Source organism: Roseateles sp. P4_D2 (assembly GCF_056401875.1).
On record NZ_JBFUIM010000011.1, the window covers coordinates 142,987 to 163,957 of the forward strand.

At 68.7% G+C, this 20,971-nt stretch carries 17 protein-coding genes and 1 other RNA gene; 5 read left to right on the forward strand and 13 right to left on the reverse strand.

Annotated elements, in window-relative coordinates:
* Positions 1–7: 7 nt before the first annotated feature.
* The 3 genes from AC1DW0_RS20105 to AC1DW0_RS20115 are packed head-to-tail and all read right to left on the reverse strand — an operon-like array spanning position 8 to position 3,246.
* Positions 8–2,014: an amidohydrolase family protein gene (locus AC1DW0_RS20105; RefSeq protein WP_477856699.1), complete on the reverse strand. Its 2,007-nt coding sequence runs from the start codon at positions 2,012–2,014 to the stop codon at positions 8–10.
* 15 nt (positions 2,015–2,029) lie between these two features.
* Positions 2,030–2,518, reverse strand: a complete 489-nt coding sequence (gene rnhA, locus AC1DW0_RS20110; RefSeq protein ID WP_056198020.1) for a ribonuclease HI — start codon at positions 2,516–2,518, stop codon at positions 2,030–2,032.
* Positions 2,515–3,246, reverse strand: coding sequence for a class I SAM-dependent methyltransferase (locus AC1DW0_RS20115; protein WP_056198022.1), 732 nt, complete (start codon positions 3,244–3,246; stop codon positions 2,515–2,517). The genes rnhA and AC1DW0_RS20115 overlap by 4 nt, the downstream gene beginning before the upstream one ends.
* A 24-nt stretch (positions 3,247–3,270) precedes the next feature.
* On the opposite strand from AC1DW0_RS20115, the gene gloB reads away from it, so the two are divergent.
* On the forward strand, positions 3,271–4,056 hold the full coding sequence (gene gloB / locus AC1DW0_RS20120; RefSeq protein ID WP_056198025.1) for a hydroxyacylglutathione hydrolase: 786 nt from the start codon (positions 3,271–3,273) through the stop codon (positions 4,054–4,056).
* Complete coding sequence (locus tag AC1DW0_RS20125) at positions 4,053–5,636, forward strand: transglycosylase SLT domain-containing protein (RefSeq protein WP_477947590.1); 1,584 nt, start codon at positions 4,053–4,055, stop codon at positions 5,634–5,636. Before gloB ends, AC1DW0_RS20125 begins: the two co-directional genes overlap by 4 nt.
* An 8-nt stretch (positions 5,637–5,644) precedes the next feature.
* Here the strand turns inward: AC1DW0_RS20125 and AC1DW0_RS20130 are convergent, their stop codons facing one another.
* From AC1DW0_RS20130 to dnaX, 4 genes are read right to left on the reverse strand one after another with little or no spacing between them, the layout of a single operon-like run.
* Complete coding sequence (locus AC1DW0_RS20130; RefSeq protein WP_056198029.1) at positions 5,645–6,037, reverse strand: MAPEG family protein; 393 nt, start codon at positions 6,035–6,037, stop codon at positions 5,645–5,647.
* Between the two features lie 10 nt (positions 6,038–6,047).
* The gene (gene recR / locus AC1DW0_RS20135) at positions 6,048–6,629 is read right to left on the reverse strand and encodes a recombination mediator RecR (RefSeq protein WP_457443302.1); all 582 of its coding nucleotides are present in this window, start codon (positions 6,627–6,629) and stop codon (positions 6,048–6,050) included.
* Positions 6,630–6,636: 7 nt separating this feature from the next.
* Positions 6,637–6,963, reverse strand: coding sequence for a YbaB/EbfC family nucleoid-associated protein (locus tag AC1DW0_RS20140; protein WP_056198033.1), 327 nt, complete (start codon positions 6,961–6,963; stop codon positions 6,637–6,639).
* 14 nt (positions 6,964–6,977) lie between these two features.
* A complete protein-coding gene (gene dnaX / locus AC1DW0_RS20145; RefSeq protein ID WP_477947593.1) occupies positions 6,978–8,813 on the reverse strand; it encodes a DNA polymerase III subunit gamma/tau in 1,836 nt (611 codons plus the stop codon).
* A 41-nt stretch (positions 8,814–8,854) separates the two neighbouring features.
* On the opposite strand from dnaX, the gene AC1DW0_RS20150 reads away from it, so the two are divergent.
* The 3 genes from AC1DW0_RS20150 to ffs all read left to right on the forward strand — a co-directional run bounded on the left by AC1DW0_RS20150 (position 8,855) and on the right by ffs (position 10,621).
* Positions 8,855–9,967, forward strand: coding sequence for an AIR synthase-related protein (locus tag AC1DW0_RS20150; RefSeq protein WP_477947595.1), 1,113 nt, complete (start codon positions 8,855–8,857; stop codon positions 9,965–9,967).
* Positions 9,968–10,126: 159 nt separating this feature from the next.
* Positions 10,127–10,513 carry a SirB2 family protein gene (locus AC1DW0_RS20155; protein WP_477947597.1) on the forward strand — a complete coding sequence of 129 codons (387 nt, stop codon included), beginning with the start codon at positions 10,127–10,129 and terminating at the stop codon, positions 10,511–10,513.
* A 10-nt stretch (positions 10,514–10,523) separates the two neighbouring features.
* An RNA gene (ffs, locus tag AC1DW0_RS20160) (signal recognition particle sRNA small type) lies at positions 10,524–10,621 on the forward strand.
* A gap of 38 nt (positions 10,622–10,659) precedes the next feature.
* Here the strand turns inward: ffs and AC1DW0_RS20165 are convergent.
* The 6 genes from AC1DW0_RS20165 to hrpA form a co-directional block, all read right to left on the reverse strand.
* A complete protein-coding gene (locus AC1DW0_RS20165; RefSeq protein WP_056198038.1) occupies positions 10,660–11,088 on the reverse strand; it encodes a hypothetical protein in 429 nt (142 codons plus the stop codon).
* A 49-nt stretch (positions 11,089–11,137) separates the two neighbouring features.
* Positions 11,138–12,064, reverse strand: coding sequence for an OmpA family protein (locus tag AC1DW0_RS20170; protein WP_056198040.1), 927 nt, complete (start codon positions 12,062–12,064; stop codon positions 11,138–11,140).
* An 18-nt stretch (positions 12,065–12,082) separates the two neighbouring features.
* Complete coding sequence (locus tag AC1DW0_RS20175) at positions 12,083–12,451, reverse strand: DUF4398 domain-containing protein (protein WP_457349748.1); 369 nt, start codon at positions 12,449–12,451, stop codon at positions 12,083–12,085.
* Between the two features lie 192 nt (positions 12,452–12,643).
* Positions 12,644–15,040, reverse strand: a complete 2,397-nt coding sequence (locus AC1DW0_RS20180; protein ID WP_477947600.1) for a protein kinase domain-containing protein — start codon at positions 15,038–15,040, stop codon at positions 12,644–12,646.
* Between the two features lie 9 nt (positions 15,041–15,049).
* Positions 15,050–16,825 (reverse strand): HDOD domain-containing protein, encoded by a 1,776-nt coding sequence (locus AC1DW0_RS20185; RefSeq protein ID WP_477947601.1) that lies wholly within the window; start codon positions 16,823–16,825, stop codon positions 15,050–15,052.
* 286 nt (positions 16,826–17,111) lie between these two features.
* The gene (gene hrpA / locus AC1DW0_RS20190) at positions 17,112–20,954 is read right to left on the reverse strand and encodes an ATP-dependent RNA helicase HrpA (RefSeq protein ID WP_477947603.1); all 3,843 of its coding nucleotides are present in this window, start codon (positions 20,952–20,954) and stop codon (positions 17,112–17,114) included.
* Between the last annotated feature and the right edge of the window lie 17 nt (positions 20,955–20,971).

Consider the following 20,971-nt stretch of genomic DNA (forward strand, 5'->3'; position numbering starts at 1 on the left):
TCCGGCTTCACTTGATGATCTCCGCGGCGGGCACGAAGGGCAGGATGCCCATGGATTGGTAGAGGGCCGAGGGCGACAGCGCTTGCTCGCCCTTGATGACCAGCGCAATGCGCCGGATGGCGCGGATGTCGGCCACCGGGTCGCCGTCGATCAGCACGAGGTCGGCGCGCTTGCCGCGCTCGATGCTGCCGATCTCGCTCAGGCGGTCGCTGTATCTGGCGCCGTTCCAGGTCGCGATCTTCAGCGCCTGCGCGGCGGGGATGCCGGCCTGCACGTAGAGCTCCAGCTCGCGCTGCAGCGCAAAGCCGGGCGTTGCGTCCGTACCCGCCACCAGCGGGATGCCGGCTGCATGCATGCGGCGCAGCAAGTCCATCATGACCTTCCAGCTCGCGCCCCAGCGCCGGGCCTTGGTGTCGTCCATGTCGACTTCGGCCGACAGATAGCTGCGCTGCAGCACAGCCGGCCAGTTCGCGGACACCATCGCATAGCTGGGATTGGGCTGCCCCTGGCGCTGCGTGTACTGGGCCTCGAAGGCCGTCATCGTCGCGTCGACGACCGTGCCCTTCTTCTTCAGCAGGGCCAGGAAGTCCTGCGTGCGGCGGTCATTGAGCTTGAGGTCGGCCGCTTTGTCGCCGGGCAGGTTGAAACGCAGCAGGGTGCGCGTGTCGTCGCCCTTGCTGACCAGGAAGTTCAGCGTGACCTGGTTGATGTGGTGCAGCTCGTCATAGCCCGCCTCGACCGCCTGGCGCGCCGTCATGAAGGCCGGCACATGGCCGCCGGTGCGCAGGCCCAGCGAGCGCGCATGCGCCACCATGGGCTTGACCCACTCGGGGCGGATGGAGTTGTAGAGCTTGAGCTGGCGGTAGCCGTGGGCGGCGTACCAGTCGATGGCGGCCAGGGCCTCGTCCAGGTTGTCGGCCACGAAGTCGGACTGCGAAGAGAACGGGCTCTTGCCCTCGATGAAGCCATTGGCCGCGATGCGTGGGCCCAGCACCTCGCCGCGCTCGATGCGGCCTTTCAGTTCGGCCAGGTCGGCATTGCTGTTGCCGACATCGCGCACGGCCGTCACGCCCGCGGCCAGGTTCAGCAGCAGCGCGCTGGCGTCCAGGTGGGAGTGCATGTCGATGAAGCCCGGCAGCAGGGTGCGGCCCTTGCCGCTGATGCGCTGGGCCGGCTCGGCGTTCTTCAGGCTGCCGGGCTTGGCTATTGCCGCGATGCGCCCCTCGAGCAGGTAGACATCGGACGGCCCGCGCAGCACGGCGGCCTGCGAGTCGAACCAGCGCACGCCTTCGATGACGGTCAGGCCGGGCAGCGGCTTGGGCAGGGTCTTGGCCAGGCGCTCCAGCCGCGCCAGCTGAGCAGCCTTCTGCACGTCGGACAGCCGGTCCATCTCGGCCTCGAAGCCCTGCAGCAGCGTGCCGCCCCAGCCCGGCGAGACCTGGGCGAACAGCGCCTGGTTGTCCTCGCGCAGCCAGAGGTAGCTGGGATCGAGGTCCAGGCCGTCGATGGCGTACAGGCCAACCTCGAAGCTGGCACCGGCCGGCTTGAGCGTCTGCACGCGCTCGATGCTGATCTGGCCCACCGGCAACGCGGCCGCGCGGTGGTCGGAGCGCTGCAGCAGGGTGCGCGCCAGGCGGCCGGCCCAGGCCGGGCTGGCCTGCACGGGCAGATAGACGAGATCGCGGCCCACGCCGGGCTTGTCGCCGCGGTCCACCGGCGAGCGCCAGCTGGCACGGCCGTCCTTGAGCTCGAAGCTTTCGTCGATGCGCGCGCCGTAGGTTGAGACGCCCTCGGTGCGGTAGGCCGCCCAAGTGCCGTCTGCGGCCAGTTCCAGCACCTCCTTCTGGTCGGGCCCGCGGCCGTTGTTGCGGTAGCTGTAGTCGGTCTCGAGGCGGGTGGCCGTTTCGGTGACCTTGAGGTGACCGCAGGCGGTCTTGGCACACACCACGGTGTAGGTCTGGGCCTGGACAGCGCCGGCAACACACAGCGCGAACAGCAAGGGCAGCAGCTTCATGAGGCGGTTTCTGTCTTAGGTGGCGCGGACTTTACTGAGGGAGGCGACACCCTTGTTTGCGAGCATGTCCGCGCGCTCGTTGCCGGGGTCGCCCGCATGGCCCTTGACCCAGCGCCAGTCGACCGTGTGCAACTTGCGCAGCGCGTCCAGCCGCTGCCAGAGGTCGGCGTTCTTGACCGGCTTGCCGTCGGCCGTCTTCCAGCCACGGCGCTGCCAGTTGATGATCCATTCGGTGATGCCCTTGCGCACGTATTCGCTGTCCAGGTAGACGACGACGTCGCAGCTGCGCTTGAGCGAGGCCAGGGCCTCGATGGGCGCGGTCAGCTCCATGCGGTTGTTGGTCGTCTCGCGCTCGCCGCCGAAGAGCTCCTTGTCGTGGCCGCCGCTGCTCAGCCAGGCACCCCAGCCGCCAGGGCCGGGGTTGCCCTTGCAGGCGCCGTCGGTGTAGATGGTGACCTGCGGGCGCTTGATAAGGGTGGTGGGCTTGGGGGTCGGTTCGGTCATTCTTTTTTGTGGTGGTTGTTCAGCGCAACGGCGGGCGCCTTTTTTGCCGCTGCACGCGAGTTCTTGGCCAGGCCGATCATGCGCATGCCGTGCACGCGCTTGACCGCCTGGATGAAATAGACCGCACCCAGCACCGGCCACCAGCGCGAGCCGATGCCGTCGACCCAGCGCCAGCGCTGCAGCCACGCCTCGGAGCGCAGCGGTGGCCGATAGATGCCGAAGCGCGCCGCCTCGACGTCAAAACTCAGCAGCTTGAGCCAGTCGCGCAGCCGCCAGTAGCCGATGAAGTCGCCATCACGGGGCAGATAGGGCTCGCCGCGGCGCTTGAGGCGGCCGAGGTTCTGGCGCAGGCCCCAGAGGCTGGCCGGGTTCAGGCCGAAGACGATGAGCCGCCCCTCGGGCCGCAGCACGCGCTCGACTTCGCGCAGCAAGGCGTGGGCGTCGGGCGCCAGCTCCAGCGCGTGCGGCAGCAGCACGAGGTCGAGGCTGGCGCTTTCGAAAGGTAGCGCGTCAAAATCGCAAAGCAGGTCACGACCGGCCAGCCAGCGGTGGGGCATGCGGTTGGTCTGCAGACCGTTCAGTTCGGGCAGGCCGAGTTGTAAGGCGTGAAACCCGAACAAATCGGTCACGGCTGCGTCGACCTGGGCCTGCTCCCAGGCAAGCAGATGGTGCCCGGGCGGGGTTTGCAGCCAGGCTGTCAAATCTATACTCGGCGCTTTATCTGTCATGGGTTGGCGCCATTGACGCTCAGTTTGACGCTCACGCCGCTTCCTGCATTCGACGACAACTACCTCTGGCTGCTGGACAACGGCCGCGAGGCCCTCGTCGTCGACCCCGGCGACGCCGCGCCGGTGGCTGCGGCGCTGGATGCCCGGGGCCTGACGCTGGCGGGCATTCTATTGACCCACCACCATGGCGATCACGTCGGTGGCGTCGACGCACTGCGGCCGCGCCTGCAAGGCCCCATCTACGGCCCCGTCCACGAGGAGCTGCCTGAGCCAGTACAGCGCCTGCATGGCGGCGATGCGGTCGAGTTGCTCGGCCTCAAGTTCGCCGTCATGGACGTGCCCGGCCACACCGCGGGTCACATCGCCTACTTTGCTGCTGACGTCCCTGGCAGCGACCCCCTGCTCTTCTGCGGCGACACCCTCTTCAGCGCCGGCTGTGGCCGCCTCTTCGAAGGCACGCCGGCGCAGATGCATGCCTCGCTGCAATCCCTGGCCGCGCTGCCGTCCGAGACCCAGGTCTGTTGCGCCCATGAATACACCCTGTCCAACCTGCGCTTTGCGCGCGAGGTGGACCCGGCCAACGCGGCGCTGGCGACCTATGCCGCCTGGTGCGAGGCCGAACGCGCCGCCGGCCGGCCCACGCTGCCCGGCCGCATCGGCAACGAGGTGCGCATCAACCCTTTCCTGCGTTGTACCGAAGCCGCTCTGCGTGAGGCCGCTCGCCGCCACGCCCCCCTCAAACTCCCGGCCGCGCCCAGCCCGGTCGATGTGTTCGCCACCCTGCGCGAATGGAAGAACGGATTCCGATGACCCTGATTCACCGACTCTCTCCCAAGGCGCTCGCGCGCCTTTCTCCGATCCTTTTGGCTGCCCTGCTTGCCGCCTGCGCCACCACCGCTCCGGTCGATCCCGCCAGCCTCGACACCCCGCCTACCCCACTCCCCGTTGCCGCTGAACCTGCCCCCGCGCCGCTGACGCTCGCGGCACCCGCGCCGGTGCGCGCCATCGCGGCCGAGCTGCTCGAGGACAACCTGCGCCCTGGCGAGAAGGTCGACCTCGACGCGCCGGATGTGAACGCCGACCTCTGGGCCCGCGTGCGCAAGGGCTTCCAGCTGCAGGACCTGGACGACGACTGGGTGCGCAAGGCCGAGGCCTGGTACACCGCGCGCCCCGACTACGTCGAGCGCATGACGACGCGCGGCAGCCGCTACCTCTTCCACATCCTGGACGAAGTCGAGAAGCGCGGCATGCCTGCCGAGCTGGCCCTGCTGCCCTTCGTGGAGAGCGCCTTCGTCACGCACGCCGTGTCGACGGCCAAGGCTACCGGCATGTGGCAGTTCATGCCCGCCACCGGGCGCGACTTCGATCTCAAGCAGAACATCTTCCGCGACGACCGACGCGACGTGCTGGCCTCCACCCGCGCCGCGCTGGACTACCTCGGCCGCCTGCACAAGCAGTTCGGTGACTGGCATCTGGCGCTGGCGGCCTACAACTGGGGCCAGGGCAATGTGCAGAAGGCGGTGGCGCGCAATCAAAAGCTCGGCCTGCCGACCGACTACGCCAGCCTGAAGATGCCCGATGAAACGCGCTACTACGTGCCCAAGCTGCAGGCGGTGAAGAACATCGTCTTCGCACCCGATCGCTATGCGCTGACGCTGCCGGTGGTGGCCAACCACCCGTATTTCCTGAGCGTGAAGATCGAGCGCGACATCGACGTGGCCCTGGCCGCCCAGCTTGCCGGCATCACGCTGGAAACCTTCCAGCAGTTCAACCCGCAGATGAACAAGCCGGTCATCCTGGCCGCCGCCACGCCCCAGGTGCTGCTGCCTTATGACCAGGCCAGTGCCTTCGCCGAGAACCTGGCCCGCCACAGCGGCCCGCTCGCGAGCTGGACGGCCTGGGTCGTGCCCAAGACCATGAGCCCGGGCGAGGCCGCCAAGCGTGCCGGCACCAGCGAAGCGCTGCTGCGCGACATCAACAAGATTCCGCCCAAGATGCTCGTGAAGGCCGGTTCGACGCTGCTGGTGCCGCGCGGCGAACACATCGTCGCCGACGTGTCCGAGCGCCTGGCTGACACCGCCGCGCTCAACCTCGCGCCCGACGCGCCGCCGCTGCGCCGCGTGACACACAAGGCCGGCAAGGCTGACACCGTGGCCACCATCGCCGCCCGCTACAAGGTGCGCAGCGAGCAGGTGGCGCAGTGGAACAAGCTGGCCGCCAACGGCCGCCTCAAGCCGGGCCAGGCCGTCGTCGTCTACACCGCCTATTCGCCGGCCAAGGCACCGGTGGCCAAGGCGACGCCCGCCAAGGTCGTGAAGGTGGCCGCCAAGGCGCAGCCCAAGGGCAAGGGCGGCAAGGGCCGCACCGTCGTGGCCGCGGCCACGCCTTGAGCCTTGTTTCAGCGAACGAGGAACAGTGCGACGCAGGCCGCCAGGCCTGCAGCCCACACCAGTGAGCGCAGCGAGGCGCGGTCCGCCACATAGAGGCCAATGAAGGCCAGGCGCGCAGCGACGAATCCCACGGCCAGCGCATCCACGCTGCCCTGCGCGGCCTGGTGCTGATGGGCGACAAAGAGGCCGGCGACGAAGATGGGCAGGGCCTCCCAGCTGTTGGCCTGGGCCGCGTTGGCCCGCGCCTGCCAGCCGTCGAGCTTGGCCAGCCATTCGCGCGGCTGGTTGTTGTCGAAACCGCCATCACGCCTGCGCTTGCCGAAGCCCTTGGACTTGGCCAGGAATGTGCAGCCCAGGGGCAGCAGGCAGGCGACGAGCAGGCAGAGTTGGGCAATCGTCATCCGGGCTTCCTCAGCGTCGATCAGTCAAGGCATGAGCTATGGTGCCCAGGTCCACGTATTCGAGCTCACTGCCAACCGGCACGCCGCGCGCAAGCCGCGTCGACTTGATGCTCCGGGCGCGCAGCGCCTCGGCCAGTACATGGGCCGTGGCCTCGCCCTCGGCGGTGAAGCTGGTGGCGAGGATGACTTCCTCGACACCTTCCTCGCTCGCCCGCGCCAGCAATTCGGCCGCGCCGATCTGGCGCGTGCCCACACCATCGAGCGGCGACAGCCGCCCCAGCAGCACGAAGTAGTAGCCGCGATAGGACGCGGTGCGCTCCAGCGCCGCCTGGTCGGCCGGCGTCTCGACGACGCACAGCAGCCGCGCGTCGCGCTCGGCGTCCGCGCAGACGCTGCAGATCGGCGTTTCGCTGAAGGTATGGCAGCGCTCGCAATGCTTGATGTGCTCGCCCGCCGCCGTCAGCGCATCAGCCAGACGCGGCATGGCCAGCCGGTCATGCTGCAGCAGGTGGTAGGCCATGCGCTGGGCCGACTTCTGGCCCACGCCGGGCAGGCGCTTGAGCGCCTCGATGAGGGTCTCGAGCGCGGTCAAGTCGAGATCAAAACGGGAACTTCATGCCGGGGGGCATCGGCATGCCTTGCGTCAGCTTGCCCATCTTCTCGGAGCTGGTCGCCTCGGCGCGGCGGGCAGCGTCGTTGAAGGCGGCGGCGACGAGGTCTTCCAGCATGTCCTTGTCATCGGCCAGCAGGCTGGGGTCGATGGTCACGCGGCGAACCTCGTGCTTGCAGGTCATCAGCACCTTCACGAGCCCGGCGCCACTCTGGCCCTCGACCTCGATGTTGGCGAGTTCGTCCTGCGCCTTCTTCAGGTTGTCCTGCATCGCCTGGGCTTGCTTCATCAAGCCGGCGAGTTGGCCTTTCATCATGATCGTGTCCTTGTCTATGGAGTGAGAGTCAGCGGCTGCACGGAGCCCGGCAGGATGCGCGCTGAAGGGAATTGGGAGAGCAGTGTGCGCGTCATCGGATGCTGGGCGGCCAGATCCTCGGCCGCGCGCTGCTGGGCCTCGGCGCGGGCGACCGTGCGCAGGGCAATGGAGTCTTCGGCCACGCCGGCCTCGATGTCGAGCCTGGCCTCGAGGGCCGACTCGAGCTTGGCAACCAGGGCCGGCGCGCGCAGCGATTCACGCTCGACGCGCAGCGTCCAGACCTCACGGCCCTCAGCGGTCTTGCAGCCCAGCGCCTGAGCCTGGCGAGCCAGCTCGCCCGTCATGCCGACGAGGTTGAGGGCCGCGATGCGCTCGGCCCATTGCGCGCCTTCGGGTGTCTCGCGCAGTTCGGCGCGGCGCGGCGCCTCGGGCTCGCGGGCAGCGGCGGTCGACACGGGCGCGTCATCGGCTTCCATCCACGGCGGCGGCGCATCGTCGGGCGGCGGGCCATCCATGTCGTCATCGGCCTGCGCCTCGACTTCGACCGGGCGCGGGCGCAGTCGGTCGCTGAGCCTGGGGGCTGCCGGCTCGGCCACCACGGGCGCCGCGACCACCGGGACCGGCGCGACAACCTTGGGCACCGCCACCGGCGCCGGTGGCGCCACCTTGGGCAGCGGCACGGCGACAACCGCCTTGGCCACTGCCGCCGGCCTCACCAGGGCCGCGGCCTTGATGGGCTTGGGGCTCGTGCCGGCCGGCCGGAAGGCCAGCATGCGCAGCAGCACCATCAACAAACCCGCATATTCGTCTGGCGCCAGATGCAGCTCGGCGCGGCCATGCAGGGCCATGCTGTACATCAGCTGGATCTCGTCGGCCGGCAAGGCAGCAGCCAGGCGGCGGATCTCGGCGGTTTCGGTGTCGGCATCGTCCAGCGCCATCGGCGCGGCCTGGGCCAGGGCCATCTGCTGCAGCAGCGTGGCCAGGTCCTCCAGCGTGCCGGCGGCCGACAGGCCCGCGCCACGCAGCGCATCGGCCTGGGCCACGACGGCCTCACCGCTCGCCGCGGCCAGCGCATCCACGATGGCGACGACATGGCCGCGGTCGACGCTGCCCAGCATCTGGCGCACGCCGGCTTCAGTGAGCGACCCCGCGCCGAAAGCGATGGCCTGGTCGGTCAACGACAGCCCGTCGCGCATCGAGCCGCGAGCCGCACGCGACAGCAGGCGCAGCGCGCCCGGTTCGGCCGGTACGCTCTCCGCGCCCAGCACATTGCCCAGGTGCATCTGCACGTCCGCCGCCGCCATGGGCCGCAAGTTGAACTGCAGGCAGCGCGACAGCACGGTGACCGGCACCTTCTGCGGATCGGTCGTCGCCAGCACGAACTTCAAGTAGTCGGGCGGCTCCTCCAGCGTCTTCAGCATCGCGTTGAAGGCAGTGTTCGAGAGCATGTGCACTTCGTCGATCATGTAGACCTTGAAGCGCCCGACGACCGGCTTGTAGACGGCCTGGTCGAGCAGTTGCGAGATCTCTTCGACACCGCGGTTGGAGGCCGCGTCCAGCTCGACGTAGTCGACGAAGCGACCCGAATCGATATCCCGGCAGGCATGGCAGACGCCGCAGGGCTGGGCCGTGATGCCGCCTGTGCCGTCCGGCCCGGTGCAATTGAGGCTCTTGGCGAGGATGCGCGACACCGTCGTCTTGCCGACGCCGCGGGTGCCGGTGAACAGATAGGCGTGGTGCAGGCGCCCCTGCGTCAGTGCATTGGCGAGGGCCTGCACGACGTGCTCCTGCCCGACGAGCTGCTCGAAACTCTGCGGGCGGTATTTGCGGGCCAGGACCTGATAACTCATGACGGTCATTCTATGAGGGGCCCTCCGTCGATAATTGGCGGATGACCAGTACCGCAGCCCCCCTCACCTACGACCAAGCCGGCGTCAACTACGACCTGATCGACCCGCTGAAGATCACGGCCCAGCGCGCCGCCGCCGCCACGGCGACCCACCTCGCCGGCCACGGCTTCACCGAGGTCAAGGCCTCTCGCGGCGAATCGGCCTATGTCGTGGACGTGGGGCCGTTCTACCTTGCGTCCATCGTCGAATGCCTGGGCACCAAGACCCTGGTGGCCGACGAGATGGCCAAGCTGACGGGCGAGAGCTTCTTCGCCGGCATCGCCCAGGACACCATCGCCATGGCGGTCAACGACCTGATCACCGTCGGCGCCACGCCGCTGGTCGTGCAGGCCTACTGGGCGGCCGGCGGCAGCGACTGGTTCGGCGACGCCCAGCGAGCGCAGGCCCTGGTGGCCGGCTGGAAGGCCGCCTGCGATACCTGCCAAGTGGCCTGGGGCGGCGGCGAGACGCCTGCGCTGGCCGGCATCGTCGAGGACGGCCGCATCGACCTGGCCGCCTCCTGTACCGGCCTCATCAACCCGAAGGAACGCCTGTCGGTGGGCGACAAGCTCGGTGCCGGCGACGCCATCGTGCTGCTGGCCTCCAGCGGCATCCATGCCAACGGCCTGAGCCTGGCTCGCAAGCTGGCCGAGCGCCTGCCCCAGGGCTACCTCACCGAGATCGAGCCGGGCGTCAGCTACGGCGAGGCCCTGCTGGCGCCGACGGCCCTGTATTCGCCCGTCACCGAAGCGCTGTGGAAGGCCGGCATCGCGCCGCACTACTGCGCCAACATCACCGGCCACGGTTGGCGCAAGCTGCTGCGCCACCCGAGCCAGCTGACCTACCGCATCCATACCGTGCCGCCCAAGACGGCGGTGCTGGACTTCATCCAGAAGCAAGCCGGCCAGGACGACCGCGAGGCCTATTCGACGCTGAACATGGGCGCGGGCTTTGCCATCTTCGTCAAGGCCGAGGACGCCGAGCGCACTGCGCAGGTGGCGCGCGACTGCGGCATTGAGGCCTGGGTGGCCGGCACGGTGGAAGCGGGCGAGAAGCAACTGCTGATCGAGCCGCTGGACATCCGCTTCAGCGAAGACGACCTACACCTGCGCTGATATGTGGCGTGACGCTCCACGGGCCGAGCGCTGGGCCGCTCCCGAGCCGGCCCGCCATGGCGATGTGCTTGCGGCTCGATGCCGCAAGCATCGCCGTCCCCTCGGGGGACCGACCGGGGTCGCCCGCGTTCAGCGCGGCGAGACCGGGCGAGGGGCTCCATGAGTTGGTATTACACGCAGATGATTCAGTGGCATGTGCTGCTGGCCTGGTGCAGCGTGAGCCTGTTCTTCGTGCGCGGCCTGCTGGTCCAGTTCGGCAGCCCACAGCTGCAGGGTTTCGCCAAGGACGCCCGCCTGCTGGTGCTCGTCTTCGGCGTGAATGCCTGCCTCGTCGTCACGGGCCTGAGCCTGTGGGGTTCCATCGGCTACCACCCCATCCGCGACTGGTGGCTGGGCGCGAAGCTCATCGCGCTCGTGGGCTACATGATCTGCGGCCACTGGGCCATGAGCCAGGCGCGCCTGCATCTGTTGGGCTATCTCACCGCACTGGCTCTGCTGACCCTCGCGATGGACCTTTCGATCAACCGACAATTTCTCCCCGGTTAGAATCTCGCTCGACGGGCCTCCCCGCATGGAAGCGCGCCCAACCGGGTCAGGTGGGGAACCAAGCAGCCCTAAGCGTTGCAACCAGTGCCGGGGGTAAGGCTCGTCACCCTCCCCCAGTCTTCATTGCGTTCCGATCAACCCGGCGATCAACCCGGATTTTTTGGGGTTTCGACGGTCCGCACGGTCAGCGTCGTCATCTGGCCGCCGGCCTCCACGCTGCCCACAACCTGGCCTTCGCGCACGCGGCGTTCGCACATCTCGCGATCTTCCATGGTGGGCTGAGCCTGGCAGCGTTTGAGCGCATTCGCCGCCCACTGCTCAGGACGGTCGCCTGGCGAGATCAGCTTGCCCTGGCGCGCCTGGGCATAGGCCGCGCCGGCCTCGCGCAGGCAGACGTCACGCGGCTGGTTGGTCTGGCCGGTCATGCAGTTGGCCCGTTCGCGCTCGTACTGCAGGCGCTGAGGGTCGACGTTCTTGGCCCGGGGCGCTGCCTGGGCGATGCCGCCAATGGCCATGAGGCCGGCGGCCAGCCAGGCGGTGGCCAGGCGACATCGTGAGCTGTGGTACTGGGTCATCTCAATCTCCTGTGATGCGTGATGACAGCGATGTGGCGCAATGTGGCGATCAGCCACGCGCGCGGACCGGCTGGTTATCGTTAGAGATGTAAACCTCGACGCGGCGGTTCATTGCGCGGTCGGACGTGCTTGAGTTGCTGGCCACCGGGTAGGCCTCGCCATAGCCGCGGGTCGCGACACGGGTCGGGTCGACACCCTGGGCGCGCAGCGCTTCGGCCACGGCCTGCGAGCGGCGCTGCGACAGCGTCAGGTTGGCCGAGTCGCTGCCGACGCTGTCGGTGAAGCCCTCGATCAGCACGCGGCGGTCGGGATGCTGGGTCAGGTAGTGGGCCAGCTTGGCGATGGACGTCTGCGCGGCGGGCTTGATCTCGGCGCGGCCGAACTCGAACAGCACGTCGCCCAGCGTGACCAGCATGCCGCGGTCGGTCTGGCGGGCCTGCAGATCGGCCAGTTCCTGCGCGAGTGCGGCAGCCTGGGCCTGGGCCTGGGCGGCGTCCACGTTGGCGGCGGCCGCCTGCTGGCGAGCGGCGTTGGCGTCGGCATTGGCATTGGCGGCTGCGATCTGAGCGTTGGCGGCCTGGTTCTGGGCAACGTTGGCGCGGTTGGCATTGGCGTCGGCGCGGGCGCGTTCGCGGTCGGCCTCGGCGGACTTGATGGCCTCTTCTTCCGTGGCAGCGCGGCCGATGGCCATCGCCGTGCGCGCCTGGGTCGATGCGACATAGGCCGCGGAGTCGATGTCAGCGGGCGACTCGCGCTTGGCACTCAGCTCTTCGGCTCGGCGCAGCGAATCAGCGGCCTTCTTGGCGTCCAGCGAGGCGTACTTCAGCACGGCCGGGTCAGCCTCGGCGCTGCGCACATTGGAGCGTGCCTGTTGCAGGGCGGGCGTGACGGTGGGGGCGCTGGCACAGCCCGCGAACAGGGCGGTTGCAGCGGCCAGGGCGGTCAGTGTCGAAACAAATCGGGTAGGGGAAGTCATGGCAATCCTTTCAATGAATCAGGAACGGTTCAGCTGCGCCCGCAACTGCTGGATGCTTTCGCGCACCTCTGCCAGCGCGCGGCTGGAGCGGGCGGTGCGGGCGGTCGCCTGGGCCAGGGCCGCATCGGCCGCGGCTTCATCGGCCAGATGGCGGGCCGCCACATAGTCCTTGCGGGCCATGGCGACGTTGGCACGGGCCAACTTGTCGCGGGCCGTGGACAGCTCCGCGGGTGCTTCTGCGGCATTGCCGCTGGCCTGGTCGACAGCGGAATTGGCCACCGCCATCTGCTCCTTCGGGGCGTCGCCCGTCGTGGCACATGCGGCCAGTGCGGCAGCGGCAAGCACCGCCAACACGACCCCTCGGCCATTCATCGAATGGTGATTCATACGAACTCCTGTTGTTTGACATACCCGGCGTTCGAGCATCGCCACCCGCCGGTTCGGGTTCTCTCAGGATGCCTAACGAGTATTCGCGACGGAGGGCCTGGCCCCAGTCGGAGGGCCGGTGCGGCACCGGTCAGCGTGGGGCCTCAAGCGGTGTGGGATTTGCCCTACAGCGGCGTTAGGGCCGCACGCGCCTCAGCCAGTGGCTTGGCGGAAGGCCATCACGGCCTGGTTGCGCAGGGTGCGCAGCAAGGAGAGTTCCTTCTCGCCCAGTTGCACGGCGCCGGCCAGAGCGTGGTCGGCGTAGATGAGCCCCAGGGGCGAACCCTTCAGCATGAGCGGCAGCAGCAGGAAGCTCTGCGCCTGCAATTCGCCACGGAACCAGCTCGGCAGCCGCGGGGCGATGTTGGCGGCACGCGCATCCTGGATCAGCGTGTCGGCGCCCTTCAGGCAGACGGCGGCGAACAGGTCCAGCGGCTGGGCCGTCAGGTCGATGCGCAGCAGCGGCGCAAGGCGCTCCACATCGGCACCCACGCCGAGCCGCCCGGTGAGGGCCTGGCCGCGCGCATCGCGCAGGCAGAACAGGACACGTCGGAAGCCCAGCGCCCGGTAGATGGTCTCCAGGATCATGCGCAGCACGGCATTGAGCTGGAACTGCTCGACCATAGCGTCGGTGATGTCCTGCACGCCGGCGGCCAGCAGCTGCGTGGCCTGATCGGCGGGTGAGACTGCACGCTGGTCCTGGGTGCGCTCCAGCACCTGGGTGGGCGCGAGTTCGTGCGCGGTCAGCGAGTCATGCGCTGACGGTGTCAGCGGCGCCAGCAGGCGCTGCGCACGCGAATCCTTGGGCAGGTGCAGCTCCAGCGCCTCGGTCATCTGCGCGAGATGCTGGCGCGCGGTGTCGGCAGCCTTCTCGAAGGTCTCGGCGCTAAGCCCCAGCGCACGCGAGTGGCGCTGGGCCATGGCACGCAGCTTGGCGTGCGCCTGCTCGGGCGGCGTGTTCAGGATCAGGTCGGCCATGTCGTTGCTGGCCCGGGCCAGCCAGCGCTGGCGCTCGGTGCCGTCTTCCAGCAGGCGCTGCGGCGCCTCGCCGACCGGTCGGCGCATGGCGCGCTGCAGGCTGTCGGGCAGGCCCCATTGCCTGGCCACGCCCAGGCCCAGGGCCTCGTAGCTCATGCCCAGCACCTGGGCCGACGCGGCAGCCTCGCTGATGGCGGGCTGGCCGTCTTCAGTCGGGCTGACGAGCCGGCGCACGGCATCGGCCTCCTCGGGGAAATAGAACTCGGTCAGCGAGCGGCCGAGGTGATGGAACATCGCGCCGAGAAAAGCCTCCTCGGCCTCGCGCGGGTTGGGACAGAGCTCACGCGCCAGCGACGCCGCCATCAGCGAGCGCAGATAGTCCTCGCGCAGCCGCTTGGCGTGGCCCTTGTTCTCCATGCGCTCCAGCAGCACCAGGCTCAGCGCCAGGTTGCGGATGCCGGCAAAGCCGATCAGGGCCACCGCGCGCGACACCGTGCTGATGCCGCCACCACCGGCGTGCCGGTACTGGGCCGTGTTGACCAGGCGCAGCAGCTTTTGCGTCAGCGCCACGTCCTTCAGGATCTCGTTGGACAGGCTGGCCAGGCTTTCGTTCTCGGACTGCGTCAGGCGCTGGATGCGTTGAATGGCGTCGGACAGCGCCGGGAAATCGCTCTTGTGGCGCATGCGGCGCAGCAGAAAGTCCAGCACCGGCGCGTCCTGGGCCTCGGCGTCGGGCTCGGCGACAGGGCGCAGCCAGGCGGCCAGTGCGTCGCGCAGCAGGGCCGCACTCGGCCAGCGTGCCGATGGCTCACGCGCCAGGCCGCGCTGCACGATGGCGCGCAAGGCGTCGTCCACGCTGCTGTCCAGGCCCGAGGGCAGCATGAGGTCGGTGGTCTGCACGCGCTGGATGGTGCGCCAGGGATCGGGGTCGTGGTTGAGGCGCTGGCCGCTCAGCATCTCGGCCAGCATGACGGCCGCAGCGAACACGTCCATCTGCGGATGCGGCGGCGCGCCGCGCGCGGCCTCGGGCGAGATATAGCCCGGCGTGCCGACGATGCGTGACGGTGCGTTGGTGTCGGTCGAAACCCGCGCCGCGATGCCGAAGTCCATCACGCGCGGCCGCCCGCGAGCGTCGAGCAGGATGTTGCTGGGCTTGAGGTCGCGGTGCACGAGGCCGGCGGCGTGCGCTGCGGTGAGGCCGTCCAGGATGCCCAGCATGAGGGTGACGGCCTCGGCCGCCGTCGGGCGGGGGCCGGCGCGCAGGCGCTGGCTGAGCGTGCCGCCGGACACGTATTCGAAGACGAGATAGGAACGCCCACCCTGGGCGTCGGCCTCGAAGACCGGCACGATGTTCGGGTGGGTCAGCCGGCTGACGGCGCGGGCCTCGTGCAGCCACTCGTCGAGGGTGCCGGGCTCGCTGGAATCGGCAAACTGGGCCTTCAGCAGCTTGACGGCGACCTCGCGGTCCAGCAACGGGTCGTGGGCCAGCCAGACCGTCGCCTGCGCTCCCTCGCCCAGGCGCTGCAGCAGACGGAAGCGACCGAGTTGGGGGGGCAGGTCGTCGTCGGCCATGAATCCAGCTCAGGAGCCGCCGCGGGCGGACAGACGTTCGCGCAGCGAGGACGACGGCGCGCCATCGTCGGCCGGCGCGGCCGCAGGCGGCTTGTGCGCGCCCGGGTTCAAGGCTTCCATGACCTCGCGCAGGCCGACACCCAGCGCCTTGGCATAGCGCCGCGTCGCGGCTTCCAGCGCCGGGCGGCGGCGCGCCTCGGGCAGGCCGAGGGCGTCGATCAGTTCGTTGGCAAAGCTGCAGGTCAGGCGGATGGCATCGGCATCGCTGCGCGCCGGATGCACGGCGCCGTCCAGCGGCTGGCGGCGGATCATCTGCAGCAACTCGTCACCCAGGCCCCAGTGCCGCGCCACCGCGGCACCCATGGCGTCCAGGTCGCAGCCCAGCACGGCGTAGGCCGCCGCTTGCTCGCTCATCGCGGGCGGGTTGGGCTGCTCTTCGGTGGGCTCGGGCGGCACCATCAGCTGGCGGATCTGCTGGGCGTCATCCGGGAAGTGGTATTGCAGCAGCAGGCGGCCCAGGTTCTGCATGACCGTGATCAGGTGCACGACCTCGCCGTCATAGCCCGCCGGGCGCAGCGCCTGCGCGACCTGGGCAGCCTTGGTGACGCGAGCCATCAGCTGGCGCAGCATCTCGGCAGCCATCGGCGCCAGCGGCCCCGGCCAGGGCTTGAGCGCGTTGGCCGCGAGCTGCACGCCGTCCAGGCCCAGCATCTGGATGGCGCGCTGCATGTTCAGCACCGTTTCGCCGTGGTGGCCGCTCTGCCTGAGCGCGTTGTTCACGCGGCGCACCAGCTCCAGGCTCAGGGCCATGTCCTTCAGCACGAATTCGGACAGCGCACTGGCATGCTGAGACTCCAGGCCTGAACCGCCCGTGAAGCGGTGCAAGCCGGTCATCGTCGTCGGCAGGTGGCCGATGCGCTGCAGCTTGTCCATCAGCAATGCGACGGGGCCGCCGCTGTCGTGCGCGGCCGAGGTGCGCCAGCCGTCCAGTGCACGCCAGAAGCTGCGCGCCAGGTGGTAGCGCTGGCGCAGCTGGCGCTCGGTCGCCCGGTTGCAGATGGCGCGCAGCGGGTCGGCGATGGGGTGAGGCGTCTCCCAGCCCAGGCGCACCATTTCACGCCCGAGGGGCTGCATCTGCTGCACGACGTGCTGCAGGTCGTTCTCCTCCAGCACGGGCTTGCCGCTGAGGATGCGGTTGAGCAGCAGACCGACACAGAGCACGTCCTCCTCGGCCGACTCGCGCACCGCACGGCGCGTCACGGCGTTGAAATCCACCGTGGCCGGGAAGACCTCCTGCGCGACTTCCAGGCCAATGAGGCGCACCTTGTCGCCGGCGTCGATGACGAGGCTGGCGGTCTGGATGTCGCGGTGGGCGTGGCCGGCCTCATGGGCGAAGGCCAGGCCTTCGAGCAACTGGGCAATCCAGCCGGCCGCGTCGATGGGCAGGGGCGCGTTCTGGCGCGCCAGGCGCTCGTCCAGCGTCTCGCCCAGGGCGCGGTCGTAGGCCACATAAGGCCAGTTCTCGATCTGGCCGATCTCGAACGGACGTGCCAGGTTGGGGTGCTGCACCCGCTCGGCACCTTGGGCCATGCGCAGCCAATGCTCCAGCGCGGCCGCGCTGTTGGGCTTGTCACGCGGCATGCAGAGCATCAGCTCCTGGCCATGGCGGGGGTCGAAGACGCCCCAGATCAGGCTGCGGGCGCTCTTGGACAGCAACGCGCGCAGCTCAAAGCGGCCAAAGCTCTTCGGCGGTGGGGCGGCGGGGCTGGAACTGGAATCAGGCACGGCAGACGTGGGTGGGCTGTAACAGATGGTTTCCCTGCATTGGACTCCAGGCCAGGAGGGTCCAGCTTGCAGGCAAGCGTCGAAATGCGACGGAATTCCCTGGCAGTCCAGGTCTTGCGTGCATCAGCTCACATCTTGGCCCGGATCGTGTCCGTTTTACACCGGCATTGCGCCTGATGCGTAGGCCGTCGCCGCGATTCGACTTCAGGCTGTGAGCTGACTCCAGACTTTGTGGCTGCGACATAACTTGCCTGCGGCAAGTGAGTCTGCGCCGCAAGGTTCGATCTCAGCCCGTCAGCTGAGACCAAACCTTGTCCAGCCTCTTCACGCTGACGGGTTGCGGCGTGCGCAGTTCCTGCGCGAACAGGCTCACCCGCAGTTCCTCCAGTTGCCAGCGGAAGTCGTCGAGCCTCGCGTCGCGAACACCCTTCAGCTCTGCCATGCGGCGCGTGTAGCGCTGCTCCAGCGGCTTGACCTCGCTCATCAGTTTGGCGTCGCGGTCCGGGTCGGCGCGCAGCTTGTCCAAGCGCGCGGTGATGGCCTTCAGGTAGCGCGGCAGGTGCTGCAGCTGGGCCCAGGGCGTGTCCAGCGCAAAGCGCTTGGGCACCAGGCGCTGCAACTGCGCAGTGATGTCATCGCCGACATCCTTGGCTGGCCGAGAGTCTTTCAGTTTGCGACTCGCATTGGCCAGCTCCTGCAGCACGGCATGCGCAGCGCGGGCCACTTCCTGCGCAATGAGATTCAGGCGGCTGCGGCCTTCTTCAATGCGCTTCTTGAAGCTGATCGGATCGGTCGGCAGAGGGTCGGCCAGGAAGGCGCGGTCCAGGGCCACGCCGATGATCTGGTCACGCAGGTCCTCGGCCGTACCCAGGCCCATATAGAGCACGGACATGCGTTGCAGGTCGGGAATGTTCTTTTCCAGGAACTTCAAAGGTTCCTTGAGCTGCAGTGCGATCAGCCGGCGCAGGCCGGCGCGGTGCCTGGCGGCGGCGACCTCGGGCTCGTCGAAGACCTCGATCTCCACATGCGCACCCTTGTCGATCAGCGCCGGGAAGCCGATCAGCGTCTGGCCGCCAGAACCCGGTTTCTGGACTTCGAGCAGCTCGGGGAGTTCGCCAAAGGTCCAGTCCGTATAGGCCTGAGCGGCATCGCGCACGGGTGCCGCGGGCTTGACGATCTCGGCGCGGATGCCGCGTTCGGGTTGCGGCTTCGGAGCAGGTTCCGCGGCGGGTAGCTTCAATGCCGCCAGCGCCTGGAAGGCCGACCTCGCCTGCCCGCCCAGCTCCGCCTTTAGCGCCGCCAGTTGGCGGCCCTGACCGAGCTGGCGGCCATGCTCGTCGACGACGCGAAAGTTCATGAACAGGTGGGGCGCCAGTTGCTCGAGCTTGAAGTCGTTGCGCTGCACGGCGATCTGGCTGCGGTCCTTCACGGCCCTGAGCAGCGTGTCCACCAGTCCACCCTGGCAGAACGGCTGCAGCTCGATGAACTCGGCGACGAAATCCGGCAGCGGCGTCAGCCGCGCCCGCGGTTTCTGGTGCAGGCTCTTCAGCAGCGCCGTCACCTTTTGCGCCAGCATGCCCGGCACCAGCCATTCGGCGCGTTCCTCGCTGACCTGGTTGAGCGCAAAGATGGGCACGGTCACCGTCAGGCCGTCGCGGGCGTCGCCGGGCTGGTGCAGATAGGTCGCCGCGCAGTCCACGCCGCCCAGGCGGATGACCTTGGGGAAGGCCTCGCTCGTGACGCCCGCCGCCTCGTGGCGCATCAGCTCGTCCTGGCTGAGCTGCAGCAGCTTGTCGTCGCTCTTGCTGGCCTCGCGCCACCACTTCAGCAGCGTCGCGCCGGAGAACACGTTCGCCGGCAGCTTGTCGTCGTAGAAGGCGTAGATCAGCTCGTCGTCGACCAGCACGTCCTGGCGGCGCGACTTGTGCTCCAGCGCCTCGACCTTGGCAATCTGGCGTCGGTTGTGGGCCAGGAAGGGCAGCTGCCGCACGAGGTCATCCGGCAGGTCGTCATTGACCAGGCCCTCGCGGATGAAGATCTCGCGCGCCGCCTTCGGGTCCACGCGGCCGAAGTTCACGCGCTTGTTGCTGTACAGCACGATGCCGTAGAGCGTCGCGCGCTCGAGCGCCACGACCTCGGCAGCCTTCTTCTCCCAGTGCGGCTCCAGCAGCTGGGTCTTGATCAGATGGCCGGCGATGGGCGGCAGCCACTGTGGCTCGATGTTGGCGATGCCGCGGCCGTACAGGCGCGAGGTGTCGACCAGCTCGGCGGCCACGATCCAGCGGCCCGGCTTCTTGCTCAGGTGGGCGCCAGGGTGGCGGTAGAACTTGATGCCGCGCGCGCCGAGATACCAGTCCTCGTCGTCGCTTTTCTGGCCGATGTTGCCGAGCAGCCCGGCCAGCATGGACAGGTGCAGCTGCTCGTAGGTGGCGGGGCTCTGGTTCAGCCGCCAGCCGTGCTCGGCAATGACGGTGTGGAGCTGCGAGTAGACGTCGCGCCACTCGCGCACGCGGCGCGGCGAGATGAAGTTCTCGCGCAGCAGCTGCTCATGGCGGCGGTTGCTGAGCTTGTGCTCGGTGCCGCCACCCTTCGATTCCTCCAGCCACTTCCACAACTTCAGATAGCCACTGAACTCGCTCTTTTCGTCGTCGAACTTCTTGTGCTTTTCGTCCGCGGCCTGGGCGGCTTCCATCGGCCGGTCGCGCACGTCCTGGCCGCTGAGCGCCGACGCGATGACCAGCACCTCGGACAGCGCCTCGCGGTTCTTGGCCTCCAGGATCATGCGGCCCACGCGCGGGTCCAGCGGCAGGCGCGACAGTTCCTTGCCCAGCGGTGTCAGCTCGTTGTTGTCGTCGGTGGCGCCTAGCTCCGCCAGCAGCTGATAGCCGTCGGCAATCGCCTTAGGGCGCGGCGGCTCCAGGAAGGGGAAGCGCTCGACCTCGCCCAGGTGCAGCGCCTTCATGCGCAGAATGACGCCGGCCAGGCTGCTGCGCAGGATCTCGGGGTCGGTGAACTTGGGCCGCTCGTTGAATTCCTTCTCGCCGTACAGGCGAATGCAGATGCCGTTGGACACGCGGCCGCAGCGGCCCGCGCGCTGATTCGAAGCCGCCTGACTGACCGGCTCGATCAGCAACTGCTCGACCTTGTTGCGGTAGCTGTAGCGCTTCACCCGCGCCAGGCCAGGGTCGATGACGTAGCGGATGCCCGGCACTGTGAGCGAGGTTTCGGCCACATTGGTGGCCAGCACGATGCGGCGCTGGCCATGCGGCTCGAAGACCTTGTCCTGCTCGGCCTGCGACAGCCGCGCGAACAGCGGCAGCACCTCCACCCCCGGCGGGTGGTGCTTGCGCAGCGCCTCGGCCGCCTCGCGGATCTCGCGCTCGCCGGGCAGGAAGACCAGCACGTCGCCGCCGCCCTCGCGCCACAGTTCGTCCACCGCGTCGGTGATCGCGTTGTTCAGGTCGTACTCGCGGCTTTCCTCGAAGGGCCGGTAGCGCTGCTCGACCGGGAATAGTCGCCCCGACACCGTCAGCACCGGCGCGGGACCTTTGCTCGACTCGAAATGCCGCGCAAACCGGTCCGCGTCAATGGTGGCCGACGTGACGACGATCTTCAGGTCGGGCCGGCGCGGCAATAGCTCACGCAGATAGCCGAGCAGGAAGTCGATGTTGAGGCTGCGCTCGTGGGCCTCGTCGATGATGAGGGTGTCGTAGGCGCGCAGCAGCGGGTCGCTCTGCGTCTCGGCCAGCAGGATGCCGTCCGTCATCAGCTTGACCGATGCGGTCTTGGTGAGGCGATCCTGGAAGCGGACCTTGTAGCCCACCACGTCGCCCAGCGGCGTCTTCAGCTCCTCGGCGATGCGCTTGGCCACGCTGCTGGCGGCAATGCGCCGCGGCTGGGTGTGGCCGATCAGGCCGCCGCCGTTGATGCGCCCACGCCCCATCGCCAGCGCGATCTTGGGCAGCTGGGTGGTCTTGCCGGAGCCGGTCTCGCCACAGACGATGACGACCTGGTGCTCGGCCATCGCCGCGGCGATCTCATCGCGCCGCGCGGAGACCGGCAGGGATTCAGGGAATGAAATGGAGAGAGCCGGCTTCACGGGCCGGCTCTCGGGATTCGGAGCTGTCATTGCGGCGGGATTGTCCC